At 74.8% G+C, this 19,382-nt stretch carries 20 protein-coding genes; 8 read left to right on the top strand and 12 right to left on the bottom strand.

The features are described 5' to 3' along the window. Window positions 1-648: DUF1707 SHOCT-like domain-containing protein (locus tag DMH08_RS31180; protein WP_233617915.1), on the top strand; the 648-nt coding region annotated here is incomplete at its 5' end. Window positions 649-652: 4 nt separating this feature from the next. On the opposite strand, the gene DMH08_RS31175 is transcribed toward DMH08_RS31180, so the two are convergent. Next, window positions 653-1,483 (bottom strand): helix-turn-helix transcriptional regulator, encoded by an 831-nt coding sequence (locus DMH08_RS31175; RefSeq protein WP_199748096.1) that lies wholly within the window; start codon window positions 1,481-1,483, stop codon window positions 653-655. 102 nt (window positions 1,484-1,585) lie between these two features. Between DMH08_RS31175 and DMH08_RS31170 the strand changes: the two genes are divergently transcribed. After that, window positions 1,586-2,317 carry an SDR family oxidoreductase gene (locus DMH08_RS31170; RefSeq protein ID WP_125619538.1) on the top strand — a complete coding sequence of 244 codons (732 nt, stop codon included), beginning with the start codon at window positions 1,586-1,588 and terminating at the stop codon, window positions 2,315-2,317. A 156-nt stretch (window positions 2,318-2,473) separates the two neighbouring features. Here the strand turns inward: DMH08_RS31170 and DMH08_RS31165 are convergent, their stop codons facing one another. From DMH08_RS31165 to DMH08_RS31155, 3 genes are read right to left on the bottom strand one after another with little or no spacing between them, the layout of a single operon-like run. Further along, on the bottom strand, window positions 2,474-2,755 hold the full coding sequence (locus tag DMH08_RS31165) for a hypothetical protein (RefSeq protein ID WP_026400486.1): 282 nt from the start codon (window positions 2,753-2,755) through the stop codon (window positions 2,474-2,476). Between the two features lie 57 nt (window positions 2,756-2,812). Continuing rightward, a complete protein-coding gene (gene pepE, locus DMH08_RS31160; RefSeq protein WP_125619536.1) occupies window positions 2,813-3,517 on the bottom strand; it encodes a dipeptidase PepE in 705 nt (234 codons plus the stop codon). Window positions 3,518-3,527: 10 nt separating this feature from the next. Continuing rightward, the gene (locus DMH08_RS31155; RefSeq protein WP_026400484.1) at window positions 3,528-4,322 is read right to left on the bottom strand and encodes an IclR family transcriptional regulator; all 795 of its coding nucleotides are present in this window, start codon (window positions 4,320-4,322) and stop codon (window positions 3,528-3,530) included. Window positions 4,323-4,416: 94 nt separating this feature from the next. On the opposite strand from DMH08_RS31155, the gene DMH08_RS31150 reads away from it, so the two are divergent. Beyond that, window positions 4,417-5,361, top strand: a complete 945-nt coding sequence (locus DMH08_RS31150; RefSeq protein ID WP_125619534.1) for a DUF1177 domain-containing protein — start codon at window positions 4,417-4,419, stop codon at window positions 5,359-5,361. A 33-nt stretch (window positions 5,362-5,394) separates the two neighbouring features. Here DMH08_RS31150 and DMH08_RS31145 read toward each other — a convergent pair whose 3' ends face one another. Genes DMH08_RS31145 through DMH08_RS31130 form a run of 4 tightly spaced genes read right to left on the bottom strand, consistent with a single transcriptional unit; the run spans window position 5,395 to window position 8,732 of the window. Then, complete coding sequence (locus DMH08_RS31145; protein WP_125619542.1) at window positions 5,395-6,144, bottom strand: sirohydrochlorin chelatase; 750 nt, start codon at window positions 6,142-6,144, stop codon at window positions 5,395-5,397. A gap of 20 nt (window positions 6,145-6,164) precedes the next feature. Further along, complete coding sequence (locus DMH08_RS31140; RefSeq protein WP_026400481.1) at window positions 6,165-6,875, bottom strand: phosphoadenylyl-sulfate reductase; 711 nt, start codon at window positions 6,873-6,875, stop codon at window positions 6,165-6,167. Further along, window positions 6,872-7,054, bottom strand: coding sequence for an Insertion element protein (locus DMH08_RS31135; RefSeq protein WP_125619533.1), 183 nt, complete (start codon window positions 7,052-7,054; stop codon window positions 6,872-6,874). Before DMH08_RS31135 ends, DMH08_RS31140 begins: the two co-directional genes overlap by 4 nt. Before the next feature lie 10 nt (window positions 7,055-7,064). Further along, window positions 7,065-8,732 carry a nitrite/sulfite reductase gene (locus tag DMH08_RS31130; RefSeq protein ID WP_199748095.1) on the bottom strand — a complete coding sequence of 556 codons (1,668 nt, stop codon included), beginning with the start codon at window positions 8,730-8,732 and terminating at the stop codon, window positions 7,065-7,067. Window positions 8,733-9,534: 802 nt separating this feature from the next. Between DMH08_RS31130 and DMH08_RS31125 the strand changes: the two genes are divergently transcribed. From DMH08_RS31125 to DMH08_RS31115, 3 genes are all read left to right on the top strand, one after another. Further along, complete coding sequence (locus DMH08_RS31125) at window positions 9,535-10,593, top strand: YihY/virulence factor BrkB family protein (protein WP_125619529.1); 1,059 nt, start codon at window positions 9,535-9,537, stop codon at window positions 10,591-10,593. 39 nt (window positions 10,594-10,632) lie between these two features. Continuing rightward, on the top strand, window positions 10,633-11,616 hold the full coding sequence (locus DMH08_RS31120; protein ID WP_026400478.1) for a phosphotriesterase family protein: 984 nt from the start codon (window positions 10,633-10,635) through the stop codon (window positions 11,614-11,616). A gap of 67 nt (window positions 11,617-11,683) precedes the next feature. Then, window positions 11,684-12,409 (top strand): phosphoribosyltransferase, encoded by a 726-nt coding sequence (locus DMH08_RS31115; protein WP_125619528.1) that lies wholly within the window; start codon window positions 11,684-11,686, stop codon window positions 12,407-12,409. A 249-nt stretch (window positions 12,410-12,658) separates the two neighbouring features. On the opposite strand, the gene DMH08_RS31110 is transcribed toward DMH08_RS31115, so the two are convergent. The 4 genes from DMH08_RS31110 to DMH08_RS31095 all read right to left on the bottom strand — a co-directional run bounded on the left by DMH08_RS31110 (window position 12,659) and on the right by DMH08_RS31095 (window position 16,384). Next, complete coding sequence (locus tag DMH08_RS31110; protein ID WP_021600082.1) at window positions 12,659-12,955, bottom strand: WhiB family transcriptional regulator; 297 nt, start codon at window positions 12,953-12,955, stop codon at window positions 12,659-12,661. 190 nt (window positions 12,956-13,145) lie between these two features. Then, window positions 13,146-14,051 carry a sucrase ferredoxin gene (locus tag DMH08_RS31105; RefSeq protein ID WP_125619526.1) on the bottom strand — a complete coding sequence of 302 codons (906 nt, stop codon included), beginning with the start codon at window positions 14,049-14,051 and terminating at the stop codon, window positions 13,146-13,148. Between the two features lie 103 nt (window positions 14,052-14,154). Further along, on the bottom strand, window positions 14,155-15,696 hold the full coding sequence (locus DMH08_RS31100) for a glycerol-3-phosphate dehydrogenase/oxidase (protein ID WP_125619524.1): 1,542 nt from the start codon (window positions 15,694-15,696) through the stop codon (window positions 14,155-14,157). A 79-nt stretch (window positions 15,697-15,775) separates the two neighbouring features. Beyond that, window positions 15,776-16,384 (bottom strand): TetR/AcrR family transcriptional regulator, encoded by a 609-nt coding sequence (locus DMH08_RS31095; RefSeq protein WP_026400475.1) that lies wholly within the window; start codon window positions 16,382-16,384, stop codon window positions 15,776-15,778. A gap of 59 nt (window positions 16,385-16,443) precedes the next feature. Here DMH08_RS31095 and DMH08_RS31090 point away from each other — a divergent pair, with 59 nt between their 5' ends. Both DMH08_RS31090 and DMH08_RS31085 read left to right on the top strand, forming a co-directional pair. After that, window positions 16,444-18,030, top strand: a complete 1,587-nt coding sequence (locus DMH08_RS31090; RefSeq protein ID WP_125619540.1) for an FAD-binding oxidoreductase — start codon at window positions 16,444-16,446, stop codon at window positions 18,028-18,030. A 2-nt stretch (window positions 18,031-18,032) separates the two neighbouring features. After that, entirely contained in the window at window positions 18,033-18,929 is an 897-nt protein-coding gene (locus DMH08_RS31085) for a diacylglycerol/lipid kinase family protein (protein ID WP_233617914.1), read from the top strand. The last annotated feature ends 453 nt before the right edge of the window (window positions 18,930-19,382 follow it).

The following is a 19,382-nucleotide window of genomic DNA, read 5'->3' as shown; positions in this document are numbered from 1 at the left end:
GAGCCGGCCCTCGACGGACGCGACCCGCAACCGCTCGACCACCGCCTCCCGCTCGGCGTCCGCGCGTCCGACGCCGAGCGGGAGGCGGTGGTCGAGCGGTTGCGGGTCGCGTCCGTCGAGGGCCGGCTCACGTTCGAGGAGCTCACCGAGCGGACCGAGGCCGCGTACGCGGCGGTGTCCCGCGACGACCTGGAGCGGATCACCGCCGACCTGCCGGGCATGGGCGCCCCCGGCGCCGAGCCCGCCCCGCCCCAGGTGAAGCGCCGGTTCAGCGCGATCATGGGGGACTGCCGGGAGCGCATCGTCGGCCGCATCGACGAGCCGCTGGAGGCCGTGTCGGTGATGGGCGACGTCGAGCTCGACCTGCGCGGCGCCCAGGTGCCCACCGGGGAGGTCCGCGTGCAGGCGACCGCCGTCATGGGCGACGTGAAGATCATCGTGCCGGACGGGGTCGCCGTCGAGCTGGACGGCTACGCGTTCCTCGGCGACCGCCGGGTCGCCGTCCGCGAGTCCGGCGGCGGCGCCCGCGTCCCGGTCGTCCGCGTCACCGCCCGCGCCGTCATGGGCGACGTCAAGATCGTCGACGACGAGCACCACGCCCCCGTCCGCCGCGCCATCGCCGCCTGGTGGCGCGACCGCAACTCCTGACGGCTCAGCCGCCCCGGCGGGACGTCGCGGCGAGCGAACCGAGAAGGGCGAGGGCCTCGGCGCTCGCCGACCCCGGCTCCGCGTGGTACACCACCAGCTCCTGCCCCGGGGCCGACCGGACGTCGAACGTCTGCATCGTCAGCGTCACCGGGCCGACGTCGCGGTGCACGAAGCGCTTGGCCTCCAGCGCCTTCCCCCGCGCGTCGTGCCGCGCCCACAGCTCCGCGAACTCCGGGCTCGCGTCGAGCAGACCGGCCAGCACGCGCCGCACCCGCGGATCGTCCGGGGCCCGGCCGTGCCCGAGCCGGAAACCGGCCACCGAGTTCCGCGCCACGTCGCGCCAGTCCCGGTAGAACTCCCGCGCCGCCGGGTCGGTGAACACGACGTGCATGAGGTTGCGCGAGTGCGCCCAGTCGTGGAACAGCGCGTCCGCGATCGCGTTGGAGGCCAGCACGTCGTAGGCCCGGTTGTAGACGATCGCGGGATTGCTCGGCCACGCGCTCATCAGCTGCAGCAGGCCCGGGTCGACGCGGGCCGGGACGGCGGCGCCCCGGTCGCGCGGGCCGAGCCCGGCCAGCCGGAACAGGTGCAGCCGGCCGTCCCCGTCCAGCCGCAGCGCGTCCGCGAGGGCGTCGGCGACCTGCGGAGACGGGGTCCGCTCGCGGCCCTGCTCCAGCCGGACGTAGTAGTCGGCGCTGACCCCGGCCAGCATCGCGACCTCTTCGCGGCGCAGCCCCGGCACCCGCCGGTGCCCGGTGCTCGGCAGGCCGACGTCGCCCGGTGCGATCCGCGCGCGCCGGGCCGTGAGGTAGGCGCCGAGTTCGGTGCGTGACATGCCGCCCAGCCTAGGCGGCGTCCCTCCGGGCTTCCTGGGTGCGCCGCACCCAGGAAGAGCCCGCACTGCCGCCGGACGCCCGGCGCGGGCAGGGTCGGGGCCATGCAGAACGACACCAAGACCATTCTCGTGACCGGGGCCAGCAGCGGGATCGGCGCGGCCGTCGCCGCCCGCCTCGCCCGTGACGGGCACCGCGTCGTCGCGGGCGCCCGGCGCACCGACCGGCTGGACGACCTCGCCGGGCGCGCCGCGGCGGAACCCGGGAGCCTGCAACCGGTGCGCCTGGACGTGACCGACCGCGCCGACGTCGAGGCGTTCGTCCGGACGGCCTGCGACCGCTTCGGCCGCGTCGACGCCATGGTCGCGAACGCCGGGGTCATGCCGCTGTCGCGCCTGGACGCGCTGCTCGTCGACGAGTGGGACCGGATGATCGACGTGAACGTCCGCGGGCTGCTGCACTCGATCGCCGCCGTCCTGCCCCGCTTCACCGCGCAGGACTCCGGCCACTTCGTCACGATCGCGAGCGTCGGCGCCCGCGAGGTGACCCCCACCGCCGCCGTCTACTGCGGCACCAAGCACGCCGCCCGGGCCGTCACCGAGGGCCTCCGCCTGGAGTCCGCCCCCTCGATCCGCGTGACCACCGTGTCCCCGGGCGTCGTCACCTCCGAACTCGCCGACTCCATCACCGACCCGGGCGCCGCCGCGGCGATGCGCGCCTACCGGGCGAACGCGATCGCCCCGGACGCGATCGCCGCCGCCGTCTCCTACGCCCTCGCGCAGCCGGCCGACGTCGACGTCAACGAGATCGTCGTCCGCCCGTCCGCGCAGCGCTGACCCGTCCGGCGCCGTCCGGAACCGGGATGGCGCGCAGGAGACGGTGCACCGGGGGAGTGCCGGCGGTCGGCGCACCGGGCCGGAGCGCCAAGGCGGCCGCGCCTCTCCGGTGACACCGTTCGCGGGCGCAACCGTCCGGGCGGCCGCCGGGCGGGGTCAGCGGCTGTCGTCGTGGCGTTCGGCCTCGGTGACGCCGCGCTCGTCCGGCGGGAGGGTGTCGGGGTGCTCGCGGGTCACGCCGGGCGTGCCGGTGCCGCTGATCTCGGTGCCGCCGCCGTTCGTCTCGGCTTCCTCGCCGTCCGGGACGGAGTGCGGGACGGGCGTGCCCGGGCGCGTCCGGCCCCGCGCGTCCGACCCCTGGTTCACGGGCGCGAACGCGCGGTCGTGCGTCTCGTTGGGCTCGTGTCCCGATTCTTCGGAGAATTCGCGTTCGTCCATAATGCGCGCATACCCGGCGTCCCGCCCGTCGAACGCGCCCGGACGGACGGGCGCCGGTCAGGCGTCGAAGGCGGCGGGGGCGGTCAGGAGGAACGAGACGTCCGCGCCCGCGGGCAGCTCGCGCGGGGCCTCGGCGCGGCGGAACAGGCGGGCGTCGAGGGGGCCGCCGAGCGTCGCCGCGCCGTCCGACAAGCGCAGCCAGGTGCCCTCGCGCAGGCCGAGGACCGGCACGTCGTTGCACTCGAGGAACTCCGCGAGCCGCTGCTCGCGCGTCTCGCCCATGTGCGTGTCGCCGGGGCGCGGGTCGATGTAGTGCGGGTTTATCTGGAACGGGACGAACCCGAGGGTCTCGAAGCTCGGGGGCTGCACGATCGGCATGTCGTTCGTGGTCCGCAGGGTGGGGCACGCCATGTTCGTCCCGGCGCTCGCGCCCATGTACCGGAGGCCGCCGCGGACGGCGTCGCGCAGCTCGTCCCGCAGGCCGGTCCGGTAGAGGTCGCGGAGCAGGCGGAAGGAGTTGCCGCCGCCGACGAACACCGCGTCCGCGCCGTCGAGACCGGAGTCGTGCGCGCCCCGGACGGTGATCCCGCGGGGTTCGAGGGCCGCCCGGACGACGCCGGTGTAGGCGTCGTGGTCGGCGAGGGCGTACGGGACGAACGCGAGCGTGGCGCCCGCCCCGACGAACGCGGTCACCGTGTCGAGCGCGTGCTCGAGGTAGGCGCGTCCGTGGTTCGTCGAGTTCGACAGCAGCAGCAGTTCCACAGTGCTCCTTTCAGTGGCGGCGGGCGCCGGTCAGCAGCCGCTCCACCTGCTCGGCGGCGCGGCGGAGGCGGGGGAGGCGGTCCACCGGGGCCGCGAAGCGGTCCTCGTGGCCGCCGAGGCTGAGGCTCCCGTACGGCTCCCCGTGCAGGCGGACGGGCACGGCGAGGGTCGCGACGTGGGCGTCGTACTCGCCGATCGTGAACGCGTACCCGAGTTCGCGGACGCGGTGGAAGCGGCGTTCGAGCGCGTCCGGGTCGGTGAGGGTGCGGTCGGTGAAGCGGGCCATCGGACGGTCGCGGAACAGGCGGCGCCGCCGGTCCTCGGGGACGAACGCGAAGTACGCCTGGGCGGTCGCGCCCGCGTGCGCCGGGTACAGCTCGCCGACCAGCGGGTAGTAGCGGAGCGGCCCCTCCTCCCCGTCGACCGCCGCGACGCACCGGATGTGGAAGCCGTCCGGGAGCGACAGCAGCGCGGTGTCGCCGGTCAGCGCCGACAGGTCCGCGAGGACCGGCGTGACCAGCATGCGCAGCGAGCCCGAGCGCTCCCACGTCCGGCCGAGGTGCAGGGCGGCGGGGCCGATGCGGTAGCGCCGGGTGTCGGGGTCGGCGACGAGGAAGCCGCGGTGCGCGAGCGTCGCGAGCACCCGCTGGGCGACGGACTTGTCCCACCCGAACTCCTCGGCGACCTCCGTGACGCCCCAGTCGGTGCGGTGCCGGTCGAAGCCGAGGAGGACGAGCAGCGCGCGGTCGGCCGTCTGCAGGAGGCCGCGCGGGGTGTCGCGGTCGGCGGCGAAGCCCGTGCCCATGCCTGCTCCCGTTGCGAATAGCGGGACAAAGTTGCTTTATACGATAACAGGGTTGCAACCTGGGGAAACACGCCCTCGCCAGCAAGGAAGGCCCATGCTCAAGCACGTCCTCGCCGTGATCGACCGCCTCGACGACCCGGCCGCGTCCGGCCGCTCCCTTGCCCAGCTGCTCGACGGCGCCGCGGGGCCCGCGGGCTCCGGCGCGGAGGTCGTCACCGTCACCGGCGACAAGGGCACCACCGACTTCGTGCGCGTCCGCGTCCTGGGCCGGCGGGGCCGCGCCGCGGGCGGGGACGCCCCCACGCTCGGCATCGTCGGGCGGCTCGGCGGCGTCGGGGCCCGCCCCGAGGTCCTCGGGTTCACCTCCGACGGGGACGGTGCGGCCGCGGCGCTCGCGGCGGCGGCGAAGCTGCTGGAGATGCGCTCCCGGGGCGACGTCCTGGACGGCGACGTCGTCATCGCCACGCACGTCTGCCCGGACGCCCCCACGCAGCCGCACGACCCGGTCCCGTTCATGGACTCGCCGGTCGACATCGCCGTCATGAACGAGCACGAGGTCACGTCCGACATGGACGCCGTGCTGTCGATCGACACCACCAAGGGCAACACGATCATCAACCACCGGGGGCTGGCGCTGTCGCCCACCGTCAAGCAGGGCTACATCCTGCGGGTCAGCGACGGCCTGGCGAACCTGCTGGCGGTCGTCACCGGCGAGCCGGTCGTGACGTACCCGGTTACCACCCAGGACATCACCCCGTACGGCAACGGGGTCTACCACCTGAACTCGATCCTGCAGCCCGCGACCGCGACGGACGCGCCCGTCGTGGGCCTCGCCGTCACCGCCGCGTCCGCCGTGCCCGGCTGCGCGACCGGCGCCAGCCACGAGACCGACATCGCCGCGGCGGCGCGGTTCGCGGTGGAGACGGCGAAGGCGTTCGGCGCGGGCGCGGTGACCTTCCACGACGAGGACGAGTACGCGGCGCTCGTCGCCCGGTACGGCTCCCTCGCCCACCTGCAGACCCTCGGCCGGGCCGGATAGCGGAGCCGGATAACGGGGCGGCGGAGCCGCCGGCTAGACGGCGGTGGCCTCGCGCGCCGCCTGCAGCGCCTCGTCGTACCGCCGCACGACCAGCTCGGCCACCTCGGGCGCCGCGCCCAGCGGCGGGGAGACCGCGTCGGCGCCCGCGGACAGGGCCGCGTCCTCGACCTTGTCGGTGAAGTACCCCGGCGCCAGGAAGTAGGACGCGACGACGACGCGCGGGGCGCCCGCCTCGCGCAGCGCCGCCACCGCCTCGCCGGGCTTCGGGCCCGCGGCCGACGCGTACGCCGCGGCGGCGTCCCACCAGCCGCGGGCCCGCCAGCGGTCGGCGAGCGCGGCGACGGTCGCGTTCGCGGACGCGTCGCTGGAACCGGCCGACACCACGACGACGGCCGTGTCGGGGGAGCCGGGCCGCACGCCCGCCTCGGCGAGCCGCCGCTCCAGCGCGGCCGTCAGCAGAGGGTGCGGGCCCAGGGTCCCGGCCGTGTGCAGCCGCAGCCGCGGACGCCGGGACCGCACCCGCGCCAGCACGCCCGGGATGTCGGTCTTGCTGTGGTACGCGGCGGTGAGGAGCAGCGGCAGCACCACCGCCTCCGTCCCGTCGCCGTCCGCCGCGCCGTCCCGGACGAGCCCCTCCAGCACCCGGTCGGGCGCGGGCGGGCCGTGGTCCAGGAACGACGGCAGCACCGGCACGTCCGGACGGCGGATCCGGACGGCGCGGAGCAGCTCGGCGACGGTCGCGGCGGCACGGGGGTCCCGGCTCCCGTGCGCGACCGCGACCATCGGCGGGGTCGTCGGATACGTCACAGGTGGATGCCGCACTCGGTCTTGCCCAGCCCGGCCCAGCGGCCGCTGCGGGGGTCCTCGCCGGGCGCGACCGGACGGGTGCACGGCGCGCAGCCGATCGAGGGGTAGCCGTCGTAGTGCAGGGGGTTGACCAGCACCCCGTTGTCCTCGATGTAGTTGTCCATGTCCTCCTGGGTCCAGTCCAGGATCGGGTTGACCTTCACCATGCCGCGCTTGCGGTCCCACTCCACGACCTTGCGGTCGCGGCGGCTGGCGGTCTCGTCCCGCCGGATGCCGCTGAACCACGCCATGTACCCCTCCAGGGCGCGGCCGAGCGGCTCCACCTTCCGCAGGTGGCAGCACAGGTCGGGGTTGCGGCCGAACAGCCGCGGGCCGAGCGCCGCCTCCTGCTCCTCGACCGTCCGGGACGGCGTCACGTTGATCACGTTCACCGGGTAGACGGCCTCGACCGCGTCGCGCGTCCCGATCGTCTCGGCGAAGTGGTAGCCGGTGTCGACGAACAGGACGTCGATGCCCGGCTTGACCTTCGACACCAGGTGGATCAGGGCCGCGTCCGACATGGACGAGGTGAGGCAGATGCGGTCGCCGAACGTGGCGGCGGCCCACCGGATGACCTCCAGGGTGGGCGCGCCCTCCAGCGCCGCGGCGGCGGATTCGACGACGTCTTCGAGATCTAGTGCCGGTCTGTCGGTCTCCAGGAGTGTCACCGGGAGTTCTCCTTGGTAGTGCGGGGGGCTCCGGTGGCGCCAGGGGCTCCAACGCCGAGGAACTTCAACGTGAAGGAACGGACGCAGTCGGGGCAGAACCACGAGCCCGCGTCCGCGCGGGGCTCGAGGTTCTCCTCACCGCAGTAGGGGCAGTAGAAGGGCGCCATCCGCTCGCTCATGGGGGCGCCCCTACTTGAGGTCCGCGTCGTCGGCGCGCTGCACCCACGCCGCGAACGTCTCGCCGTCGGTGCGCTGCTCGTCGAAGTTGCGGACGACCCGCTCGATGTAGTCGCCGAGCGCGGCCGAGGTGGTCTTCAGCCCGCGGACCTTCTTGCCGAACGTCGCGCCGAGCTGCCCGCCCAAGTGGATCTGGAAGCCCTCGACCTGGTCGCCGTTCTCGTCCACGACGAGCTGGCCCTTGAGGCCGATGTCGGCGACCTGGATGCGGGCGCAGGCGTTCGGGCAGCCGTTCACGTTGATCGACAGCGGCTGGTCGAAGTCGGGCAGCCGCTTCTCCAGGTCGTCGATCAGGTCCATCGCGCGCTGCTTGGTGTCGACGATCGCGAGCTTGCAGTACTCGATGCCGGTGCAGGCCATCGTCTGCCGCCGGAACGTGGACGGGCGCACCTGCAGGTCGTGCTTCGCCAGCTCGTCCGCGAGCGCCTCGGTCCGCTCCTCCGGGACGTCCAGGATGACCATCTTCTGCTCGATGGTGGTGCGGACCCGGCCCGACCCGTACTTCTCCGCGAGGTCGCCGATGACGCCGAGCAGCTCGCCGTTCACCCGCCCGGCGCGCGGCGCGAACCCGACGTAGAAGTTGCCGTCCTGCTGCCGGCGGATGCCGACGTGGTCGCGGTTGGGCAGCGGCGCGGCGGGCTCGGGGCCGTCCGGCAGCGCGTACCCGAGGTACTCCTTCTCCAGCACCTCGCGGAACTTCGCCGCGCCCCAGTCCTTGACGAGGAACTTCAGTCGGGCGCGGTTGCGCAGCCGCCGGTAGCCGTAGTCGCGGAAGATCGAGGTGACGCCGTGCCACACCTCGTGCGTCTGCTCCGGCTTCACGAAGACGCCGAGGCTCTGCGAGAACATCGGGTTCGTCGACAGCCCGCCGCCGACGAACACCTGGTAGCCGGTCTCGCCCTCGTCGTTGCGCACCCCGACGAACGCGATGTCGTTGATCTCATGGACCGTGCAGTGCGACGTGCAGCCGGACAGCGTCGTCTTGTACTTGCGCGGCAGGTTGGAGAACTCGGGGGAGCCGATGTAGCGGTCGTGGATGTCGCGGAGCTGCGGCGTCGCGTCGATGACCTCGTCCTCGGCGATCCCCGCCAGCGGGCAGCCCATGATCGTGCGCGGGGTGTCGCCGCACGCCTCGATCGTGTGCAGGCCGACCGCCTCGAGCCGCTCCCAGATCGCCGGGACGTCCTCGATCCGCACCCAGTGCAGCTGGACGTTCTGCCGGTCGGTGATGTCGGCGGTGCCCCGCGCGTACGTCGTGGAGATGTCGGCGATCGTCCGGAGCTGCGGGCCGCTGAGCTGGCCGCCGTCGATCCGGACGCGCATCATGAAGTACTTGTCCTCGAGCTCCTCGTCCTCGAGGGCCCCGGTCCTACCGCCGTCGATGCCCGGCTTGCGCTGGGTGTAGAGGCCCATCCAGCGGAACCGCCCCCGCAGGTCGGCGGGGTCGATCGAGTCGAAGCCGGTCTTCGAGTAGATGTCGATGATCCGCTGACGGACGTTGAGCCCGTCGTCGTTCTTCTTGTTCTCTTCGTTCTTGTTGAGCGGTTCCCGGTAGCCGAGGGCCCACTGGCCCTCGCCCTTCTTGCGCTTGATCGCGGGTGGCACGGCGCGCGTCCTCATCTGTGGTCGTGAGGGACGCGTAGCGCACCGGCAGTCTCGTTCGGCCGGCTCGACGCTGAGCAGGAGAGGTCAAAGGTGATGCCGATGCACCACGCGCCCGGCTGGAGCGGAACGGGGGCGTGGTCGGGGCGTCACCGACAGATCGCGCTGCGGACGCGGAGGAAGTCGACGTGCCGGCGCTTGGCCAGCAACGGGTCCGCAGCAGTCATACCCGAACTCTGACATGCCGTCTCACGGCCTGTCCAGTTACGTCCGGGATGCGGACGCGTGAGAAGAGTCATCGTTTCACCCCTGCCGCCGCCAGTTCACGGCCGGCTCGCTCTTCCCGGCGTCCTCGCCGGCTTCCGGGCTCGGTCCGCCCCGCGCGTCGTCGCGCGTGCCGGACGTCGTCGTCGCACGCGTCGCGGGGCCGTCCCGGTGCTGGCAGTCGCACCAGGTGCCGCCACGGCATTCCTCGTGGCGGCGCTCACGGCACGACTCGCATATCACGGTTCCCATTGTTCCCGATGACGGGCGATGCTCACCCCCCGTTCCCGGTGTGCCTCGCGCCACCCTCCCACCGGACCCGCCGGACGGCCGGACGGGCCGGGCGGCTCGCCCGGCCGGGCGGCGGTCCGGGACGGCGGCCGGCGGCGCTGCGATGATCTTGGGCGGGGCGGCGCCCGGGTGCGTCAGAGTGGGGGGCCGGGGAACGGGACGGGACGAGCGGCCGAACGGGGGGTGTCGTGCGACGCGCGCAGCGCAGCCGCGGAACGGGCGGTCCCGGACGTCACGGACGGCGGGCGCCCTACGGTGAGGCGGTGTGACGACCGTCTCCGATGCCGAGGACGCCCCGCCGAGCGGGGACGCGGAACCGAGCGAAGGCCCCGGGCCGGGGCGGCGGGCCGGGCTGCTCCGGCGCGTGCGGCGCGGGGCGGCGGCCGCCCCCCGGGTGGCGTGGCTGCTGGTCAAGGGGACGACCGCCGCCGCGTTCCGGCACCGGGTCACCGGGCTCGCGGCCGAGGCGGCGTTCTTCGCGCTGCTGTCGCTGCCGCCGCTGGTCATCGGGCTGATCGGCACGATGGGGCACCTGCGCGGCGCGCTCGGGCCCGGCACCGTCACCGAGATCCGCTCCTGGGCGATCGAGCAGGCCCGCACGGTGCTGACCGGGCCGTCGGTGGACTCGGTGGTCGTCCCGCTGCTCGACGACGTGATCCGGGGCGGCAACGCCAACATCGTGTCGATCGGGTACCTGATCTCGCTGTGGGCGGGGTCGCGGGCGACGAACGTGTACGTCGACACGATCACGATCGCGTACGGGCTGTCGGGCATCCGCGGGATGATCCGGACGCGGCTGCGCGCGTTCTTCCTGTACCTCGTCGGGCTGCTGGTGATGATCGTCGTCATCCCGCTGCTGGTGCTGGGGCCGACGCTGGTGCTGCACGCGCTGCCGGAGAGCGCCGAGTTCGTCCGGATCCTGTACTGGCCGGTCGTCGTGACGCTGTCGATCGTGTTCCTCGCGCTGCTCTACCACATGAGCGTCCCCGTGCGGACGGCCTGGTACCGGGAGGTGCCGGGCGCGGTGCTGGCGCTGCTGATCTGGATCGCGGGCAGCTTCTCGCTGCGGCTGTACCTGGCGGGGTCGCTGCGCGGGGTGTCGGTGTACGGGTCGCTCGCGGCGGCGATCGCCGTGCTCGCCTGGCTCTACGTGGCGGCGTTCGCGGTGCTGATCGGCGCGGCGCTGAACGCGGAGATCGACCGGCTGTGGCCCAGCGCGGGGACGGCCCGGGCGCGGGCCGTCCGGGACGCCCGCGGGGACGGGGACGCGGGTGACGGCGCAGGTGAGAGTGACGGGGCGGAGGGTAAAAACTCCTCCGGTTAAACCCATGAAAAGGCTAAACATGTCGTAACCTCGGCGTACATGACCCTTGGTGAGGAGACCCGCCGGATCCGGACCGTGACCGGCACGATCGCGACGTCCGACATCACCGGCCCCGTGCTCTCCCACGAGCATCTGCGGCTCGACCTGCGGTGGCCGGCGCGTCCCGCGCTGGTCGGCTCGGACCCGCGCCGCTGGCTCGACGAGGAGAAGGCCGTCAAGCACGAGCTGGCCGCGCTGCGCGCGGACCGGGGCCTCGGCCTCGTCGTCGACCTGACCTGCTCGGGCATGGGCCGCGACGCCGCGTCGCTGGCCCGCGTCGCGGCCGCCTCCCGGGTCGCGGTGGTCGCCGCGACCGGCGTCTTCACCGAGCCGTTCCACCCCGCGTTCGTCCGCGAGGCGCTGGCCGCCGGGGAGTCCGGCGGCGGCCCCTCCGCGGTGGACCGGCTGGCCGAGCGGCTGCTCGCCGAGATCGGTTTCGGCATGGACGGGACGAACGCGCTGCCCGGCGTCATCGGCGAGATCGGCACCTGGGGCGAGGCGCCCACCGAGGCCGAGGAGCTGTGCCTGCGGGCCGCGGCCCGCGCCGCCCGCTACTCCGGGCTGCCGGTCGCCACCTACGGCCGGGCGGGCCTCGCCCAGCTCGAGATCCTCACCACCGCCGGGCTGGCGCCCGACCGGGTCGCCGTCGGCCAGCAGGACCGGGTGGACGACCCCGGCCAGCACCGCAAGATCGCCGAGGCGGGCGCGTACGTCTCGTTCGGGACGCTGGGCCTGGCGGGGGACGACCACGCCGCCCTCGGCGCCCGCGTCCGCGCCGTCATGGACATGCTCGACGCCGGGCACGCCGACCGGGTGCTGCTGAGCACCGGCGTGTCCCGCATGACGCAGGTCGCCCGCTACGGCGGCGCCGGCTACGGCTACCTGTTCGAGACGTTCCTGCCCGCGCTGCGCGCCGCCGGCGCCGACGACGCGACCCTCGACGGGATCCTGCGCGACAACCCGCTCAGGTGGCTGTCCGCCTGACAGAACCGCGCTGAGCGGGTAGGGCTCCGGGGTGAAGGTGCAAGCGACCCCGGAGGGGGTGTGCGCGATGCCCTGGGACAGGACGAGGAACAGGACGCGCGAGGAGATCCAGCGGGAGGAGACGGTCCGGCTCCCGTACGCGGACCGGACCGAGGCGGGCCGGGTGCTCGCCGAGCGGCTGGCGCCGCTGGGGCTGGAGGGCGCCGCGGTGCTGGCGCTGCCGCGCGGCGGCGTCCCGGTGGGCTACGAGATCGCGCGGCGGCTGGACGCGCCGCTGGACGTCCTGGTGACCCGCAAGATCGGCTACCCGCCGCAGCCGGAGCTGGGCGTGGGCGCGATCGCGGAGGGCGGCTCGCCGGTGTTCGACGCCGGGCTGCTGGCCCGGCTCGGGCTCACCGAGGAGGACCTGGCGGACACGGTGGCCGCCGAGCGGGCGGAACTGGACCGCCGGGTGGCGGCGTACCGGGGCGGGCGGCCGCTGCCGGAGACGTCCGGACGCCCGGTCGTGGTGGTCGACGACGGCCTGGCGACCGGCGGGACGGCCCGCGCGGCCGTGCGGGCGCTGCGGGAGCGGGGCCCGTCGCGGCTGGCGCTGGCGGTGCCGGTGGGGGCCGCGGAGACCGTGCGGCGGCTGGAGGCGGAGGTGGACCTCCTCGTGGTGCCGGCGGCGCCCTGGGACTTCCGCGCCGTCGGGCAGTGGTACCGGGACTTCGGTCAGCTCACCGACCGCGACGTGACCGGCTGGCTGGAACGCGCCGGGCGCTCTACCACGCCCCACAATGGAGCGCGGTGAATTCCGGGAAATTGCTAACGCGGTGCCGTTCGATGCGGTAAAAGGCGACCGCCCGGCAATTCGGGAACGGCGGAACGGTGCAAGGGTGACGCAAACGCCCGTACCCGGTCCATCGGGACCGGGTACGGGCAACGCAAACGGCCCCGCCGGTGCGGGGCCGTGTCGTTTATCTCGGTGGCGTGCCGGGGTGGTTCTGGGAGCGTTGGGGCGGCTGGTCCTGCAGGGGTTCGCCGCCCTGTGCGCGGTCGGCTAGGCGGCGTTGGCGCGACGCATGCGGCGCCGGCGCTCGGACGCGCGCTCGTCCTCGTTGAGGCCGCCCCACGTGCCGTACTTCTCGGGCCGGGACACCGCGTAGTCCAGGCACTCCGTGCGGACCGGGCAGCCCATGCAGATCTGCTTGGCCTTGCGCTCGCGAATCTCGCGCTCGGGCTGGCGCTCGCCGTCGGGACCGAAGAAGAGGACGAGGTCTTCCCCCCGGCACGCCGCGGCGTCCTGCCAGCCCCAGCTGGGACGAGGGAGGTTTGCCTGCCGACGTACCTGAGCCATGGAACACCCACCTTGATTGGTTTCGTACTGAGCAAAGGACATGGACGCTCGACGTGCTTCACATGACGAGAGTCAGAAGCGAAGCGCCGAATGGTCCAACGTCTGGAGTTGCCGCTCTGTTCCCCGTCCGGTTACTCCGGAATCCTGGGGACGTGCGACACGGATGCCCTCTAAAGGGACCTCCGAGAGATTACACGAGGGCCGCCGCGTTGAGAAGGGTGAGGTCCCTAACAATGTAGGTTTCCAGGTTCTCCCCGCAGTCGGGGCCGCACGGGGCCGACTGCTGAACGGCCTCGAAGGCGACCCGGTAACGGCTCCCCTGAACGGTGACCACCGCTTCGTACCGGGTCGTCCCTGTGAGGGATTCCACGTGCACGGCGTCCGCTTCCAGCCGTCCGGTGTGGGCCCGGACGAAGTGCTCCGCGGCCTGCGCGGGCTCGGGGGTCCCGGCGCGTCCGCGCAGCCGCTCCAGGACGATCTCGCCCCGCAGGTACGCGTCCACCGCGGCGACCGCCTCGGTCTCGCCGAGGTCGCCGTAGTAGAAGCCGTGGGGGAGACATACCAGGTTCGCCGCGAATCGGTCACCGCCGACATGGGTGGTTTCCCAGACGAGCGGCCCGAAACGTGACGCCAGCGAGCGCGCGAGCGGCGCGCCCGTGCGCGCGCAGCACGCGTTGCGCTTGCCGTGCGTGCACACCAGCAGGACGGGGTCGGCGACGGGCGCCCCCAGCCCCGGCGAGCGCCCCGCGGCGAGGGCGTCCAGATCGAGGGCGGCCAGCTCCTCCGGGTCGGCGAGCTTGCGCCCCTCCGCCCAGACCCGGCCGCCCTCGGAGAACGCCGCGTACACCTGCATCGGGGGGATCGCGCGGCGGCGGCCGGTCCGGCGGATGAGCTGCGGCCGGACGCCCGCGCGCAGCGCGGCGCGCACGGCCCGCGCGACCGGCGCCGGCCCGGCGATGTCCTCGACGCGCTCCGGCCACGGGCCCGGGTGCTCGATGAGCAGCCAGGAGCGGGCCTTCGCCGTGGCGCTCGCCAGGCACGGCCGCTCGCCGGTGTGACTGCCCGGGCAGTGCCCGCAGCCCTTGCCGCGCGTCAAAGAGAACCCCCCGCCGATCTCAGCCGATTAGGTTAGGTTAACCTAACAGAGCTCCGGGGGGCCAGCGATGGTGGGGAACCCCATACCCGCCGGGGCCGCCCCCTCACCCGGTGGAGGCCCTGGTCAGCGCCTCGGCCGCCGGGAGCGCGGCCGCCCGGTCGGCGGCCACGAGCCCGATGCGGGTCCGGCGGTCCAGGACGTCGCCCGCGTCCAGCGCCCCCTCGTGCCGGACGGCCCACGCCAGCTCGGCGCCCAGCACCGGCAGCCCCGGGACCACGGGCTCCAGCATCGCCGGATCGTCCGCGCCGAGCGCCGCGAGCAGCGGGGCCTCCGCCCCGTACCGGCGGACGAGCCGCTGCGGCGCGTCCAGCCGCGCGAGCCGGTCCGGCGGCGCCGCCCCGACCAGCGGGATCCGCGCGGTGCGGCACGGCCCGGCCGCGAGCCCGCGGGCCGCCGCGGCGGCGTCCACGGCGTCCTGCGCCATCCGCCGGTAGGTGGTCAGCTTGCCGCCGACGACCGTCACCACCCCGTCCCGCGAGGTCAGCACCGCGTGCCGCCGCGACAGGTCGGCCGTCCCCCCGCCCGCGCCCGTGTCCAGCAGGGGGCGCAGCCCGGCGAACGCGCCGACCACGTCCGCCGGCCGCACCGGTACCTCGAGCGCCGCGCCCAGCACGTCCAGCAGGAACCCGATCTCGCCGGGCGACGGCTCGGGCACGTCGGGGATCGGCCCGTCGGCGGGCTCGTCCGTCAGCCCCACGTAGACCCGGCCGTCCTCCTGCGGCAGCACGAGCAGGAACCGGCCGAACTCGCCCGGCACCGGGATCTGCATCCCCGCCCGCCCCGGCAGCGCCTCCGGCCGCACCACCAGGTGCGTCCCGCGCGACGGCCGCAGCCGCACCCCGTCCACGAGGCCGCCCGCCCACACGCCGGCGGCGTTGACCACGGCGCGCGCCCGGACGGTGAACTCCCGCCCGGTCTCCTCGTCGCGGACGAGCGCACCGTCACCGGCCAGCGCGACCGCGCGGCACCGGGTGAGGATCCGGGCGCCGTGCGCGGCCGCCGTCCGCGCGATGGCCGTGACCAGGCGCGCGTCGTCGGCGAGCCGCCCGTCCCAGGACAGCAGCCCGCCGCGCAGCCCCAGCCGGCGCAGCGCGGGCGCGGCCCGCAGCGTCTCCACCGCCGACAGCCGGCGGGAGCGCGGCAGCGCCGACCGCGGCGTGCCCGCGGCCCTTCGCAGCGCGTCCCCGGCGTGCAGCCCGGCCCGGGACACCAGCGCGTGCGTGCGCGGCACCAGCGGCGTCAGCGGCAGGACGAACGGCTGCGCGGCCACCAGGTGCGGGGCCGTCCGGGTCAGCAGCGTCCCCCGCTCGACCGCGCTCTCGTACGCCACGTCCACCTGCCCGGACGCCAGGTAGCGCAGCCCGCCGTGGATCAGCTTCGAGCTCCACCGCGACGTCCCGAACGCCAGGTCGTGCGCGTCGATCGCGGCGACCGACAGCCCCCGCGACGCCGCGTCCAGCGCGGCCCCGGCCCCCGTGGCGCCGAGCCCGACGACCAGGACGTCCACGACCTCGCCGGGCAGCGCCGCGAGCTCGCGCGCGCGCCGCTCCCGGTTCAGCGACGATCGTCCGGGTGCATTGGTCATGTGGGGAGCCCTCTCCAACGTGCGGTGCTGCGGTCGAGGCGCCGGCCTCGCGCGGTGCGCGGTGCGGACGGGACGGCGGTCACGGGGCGAGCAGCCGGTCGAGGGCGTCGCGCAGCTCGGCGTCGAACGCGGCCGCCCCCAGCTCGGGGTCGTCCTCGTCGATCACGGTGCGGCCGGACAGCCCGTAGGACTGGACGACCAGCAGCAGCGCGCGCGCCTGCCGCGCGGGGTGGCCGGGACGGATCGTCCCGTCGGCGTGCCCCGCGGTGATCGCCTCCTCGAACAGCTCCAGGAACGCCCGCTGGCTGGCGCCGAGGCGGTCGAGGACGTAGGGGAGCAGCAGCTCGGGGTCCACGTCGACGATCTTGCGGAGCAGCGGGTGCGCGCGGAACGCGCGGACGCCTTCGACCAGGCCGTCCACCAGCCGCCCGCGCACCGGGCGGCCGTCGTCGGGCGGCTGCACGGCGGCGCCGATCCGCACCCACTCGCGGGTCATCAGGTCGGCGACGATCGTGCGGACGTCCGGCCAGCGGCGGTACAGCGTCATCCGCGAGACGCCGGCGCGGCGGGCGATGTCGGTCAGCGTCGTCCGGCGCACGCCGACCGCGAGGACGCAGTCGCGGGCGGCGTCCAGGACGGTGTCGTCGGCGGTCCGGGCGCCGCTCCCATTGTGACGGTTCGACGTCATGTGTCACAGTGTAAGACACACGGAACGACGAGCCGGGAGGCAGGGTGGACGCGCGCGACATGCGGTGGAGCGGCTGGGGGGACCCCGACCGGGCGGCGCCGCTGCCCGAACCCGTCGTCGGGCTGCTGCGGGACATGCTCGGCGTGCGGACCCGCGACGCGCGCCCCGTGGACCTCGCCGGGATCGTCCCCGCAGAGCCCCGGCTGGACGCCGCCGAACTCGCCGCGCTCGCCGCGGCCGCCGGCGGCGCCCGGCACGTCCGCACCGACGCCGAGACCCGCGTCCGGCACACCCGCGGCAAGTCGACGCCCGACCTGATGCGCGTCCGCGCCGGCGAGACGTCCGCCGCGCCCGACGCGGTCGTCCTGCCCGGCGGGCACGACGAGGTCCTCGCGGTCCTGCGCGCCTGCGCCGCCCACCGGATCGCCGTCGTCCCCTTCGGCGGCGGCACCTCCGTCGTCGGCGGGCTCGCGCCGCAGCGCGCCGACCGGTTCGTCGCCCTCGACCTGCGCCGGATGGCCGGCCTCCGCTCGATCGACCGCGAGTCCCGCACCGCCGTCCTGCTGCCCGGACTGCGGGCGCCCGACGCCGAAGCCCTGCTCGCCGAGCACGGGTACACGCTCGGCCACTTCCCCCAGTCGTACGAGTGGGCGACGATCGGCGGATTCGCCGCCGCGCGGTCCAGCGGGCAGGCGTCCGCCGGGTACGGCCGCTTCGACGACATGGTCCTCGGGCTCACCGTCGCCACCCCCGAAGGCACCCTCGACCTCGGCCGCGCCCCCAAGTCCGCCGCCGGGCCCGACCTGCGCCAGCTCGTCCTCGGCTCCGAGGGCGCCTTCGGCGTGATCACCGCGGTGACCGTCCGGATCCACCCCGCCCCCGAGGAGCGCGCCTACGAGGGATGGCGGTTCCCGACGTTCGCCGAAGGGGCCGCCGCGCTCCGCCGCCTCGCCCAGGACGGCCCCGTCCCCGCCGTCCTGCGCCTCTCGGACGAGACCGAGACCATGATCGGGCTCGCCGACCCGGCCGCGATCGGCTCCGGCGCCACCGCCGGCTGCCTCGCCGTCCTCGGCTTCGAGGGCACCGCCGCGCAGGTCGCCGACCGGCGCGCCCGCGCCGCCGACGCGCTCCGCGCCGCGGGCGGCGAACCCCTCGGCACCGCGCCCGGCGAGAAATGGGAGCGCGGCCGCTTCGACGCCCCCTACCTGCGCGACGCCCTCCTGGACGTCGGCGCGTTCGTCGAGACGCTGGAGACCGCCGGCTTCTGGTCGCGGATCCCCGACCTCTACGAGGCCGTCCGGAACGCGCTCATCGGCACGCTGGCCGGCTCCGGCACCCCGCCCCTCGTCATGTGCCACATCTCGCACGTCTACCCCGCGGGCGCGTCCCTCTACTTCACGGTCGTCTCCGCCCAGGGCGACGACCCCCTCCCGCACTGGGACAAGGCGAAGCGCGCCGCCAACGACGCGATCATCGACGCGGGCGGCACGATCAGCCACCACCACGGCGTCGGCACCGACCACCGCGACTGGTACGAACGCGAGATCGGCTCCCTCGGCGCCGCCGTCCTGCGCGCCGTCAAGGACCGCCTCGACCCCGCCGGGATCCTCAACCCCGGCGTCCTGATCCCCCCGGCCGGGGAGTGACCGTGCCGCGCGCCTTCACCGCCGTCGTCAACCCCGCCGCCGGCGGCGCGGCGTCCGCCGCCTCGCTCGTCCCGCTCGCCCGCGCCCTCCGCGACGCCGGCGCCGACCTCGCCGTCGAGTACAGCCGCGGCCTCGACCACGCCGCCGACCTCGCCCGCACCGCCGCGGCCGCCGGACGCGTCGTCCTCGGCGTCGGCGGCGACGGCATGGTCGGCCGCGTCGGCGGCGCCCTCGCCGGCACCGGCGCGGTCTTCGGCGTCGTCCCCGCCGGGCGCGGCAACGACTTCGCCCGCCAGCTCGGCGTCCCGGCCGAACCCGCCGCCCTCGCCCGCCTCCTCCTCGACGGCGAGCCGCGCGCCGTCGACGCCGTCGAGGCGAACGGCACCGCCGTCCTCGGCAGCGTCTACGCGGGCGTCGACGCCGTCGCGAACGCCAACGCCAACGCGTCCCGCCTCCTGCGCGGATCCGCCGCCTACTACGTCGGCGCCCTGCGCGCCATCCTCGCCTGGCGCCCCGCCGACTACCTGGTCACCGCGGACGGCACCGAGCACCGGTTCCGCGGCTACACCGTCGTCGCCGCCAACTCCGGCTACTACGGCTTCAACAAGCACATCGCCCCCGACGCCCGCGTCGACGACGGCCTCCTCGACGTCGTCCTCGTCCGCGCCGCCCCGAAACCCCTCTTCTTCGCCGTCATGCGCGAACTCGAGGCCGGAACGCACGTCCGGCGCCCCCAGGTGGACGTCCTGCGCGCCCGGGAGGTCCGCATCGAGCTTGCCGGCCCGCCCGGCCGCGCCCTGCCCTACGGCGCGGACGGCGAACTCCCCGGCGTCCTGCCCGTCACCGCCCGCGTCCTCCCGCGCGCCCTCCAGGTCATCGCCCCCGAACAGGCGCCCTGACCAGCGGATACGCGGGAGCCCGCCAGATTTGGGCCCCGCGTTTGGGCCGATTTACACGGCCATTACGGCCATCCGGATAGCGTCGTATACGTCCCGCTAAGGGACCTTGGGGCCGTCTGCGGACGCATCATGAGAAGGCGACTGCTCGCCGTTCTGGGGGGACTCATGATTCCCGCAGACGCCCTGCACGTGACAGCGTCGGCGTCTCTGGGGGTGGCGCCGGCGCTGTCGTGCGTGCGTGTTTGTTTTGCAAGGCCCTCGGCGTCAGGCCGCGAGGCGGCCTTCCTTCAACGGGCCTTGCTGCGATTGCTGCATCGCTCCGGCTCGCCCAGGGGCTCGCTGCGCGATCAGGTTCTCGCTTCGCTCGCACCTGCCTTCGGACGCAATCGCAGTGGTTCCGGTCCGCTCTGGCTGGGGTGCTGGTGGCGGGGGTGGATGGCCTCGCCACTGGGG

The organism is Actinomadura sp. WAC 06369 (assembly GCF_003947565.1).
In the GTDB taxonomy this organism is placed as follows: domain Bacteria; phylum Actinomycetota; class Actinomycetes; order Streptosporangiales; family Streptosporangiaceae; genus Spirillospora; species Spirillospora rifamycini.
Note: the sequence above shows the minus strand (reverse complement) of the source record. Positions and strands in the feature narration are given on the sequence as shown.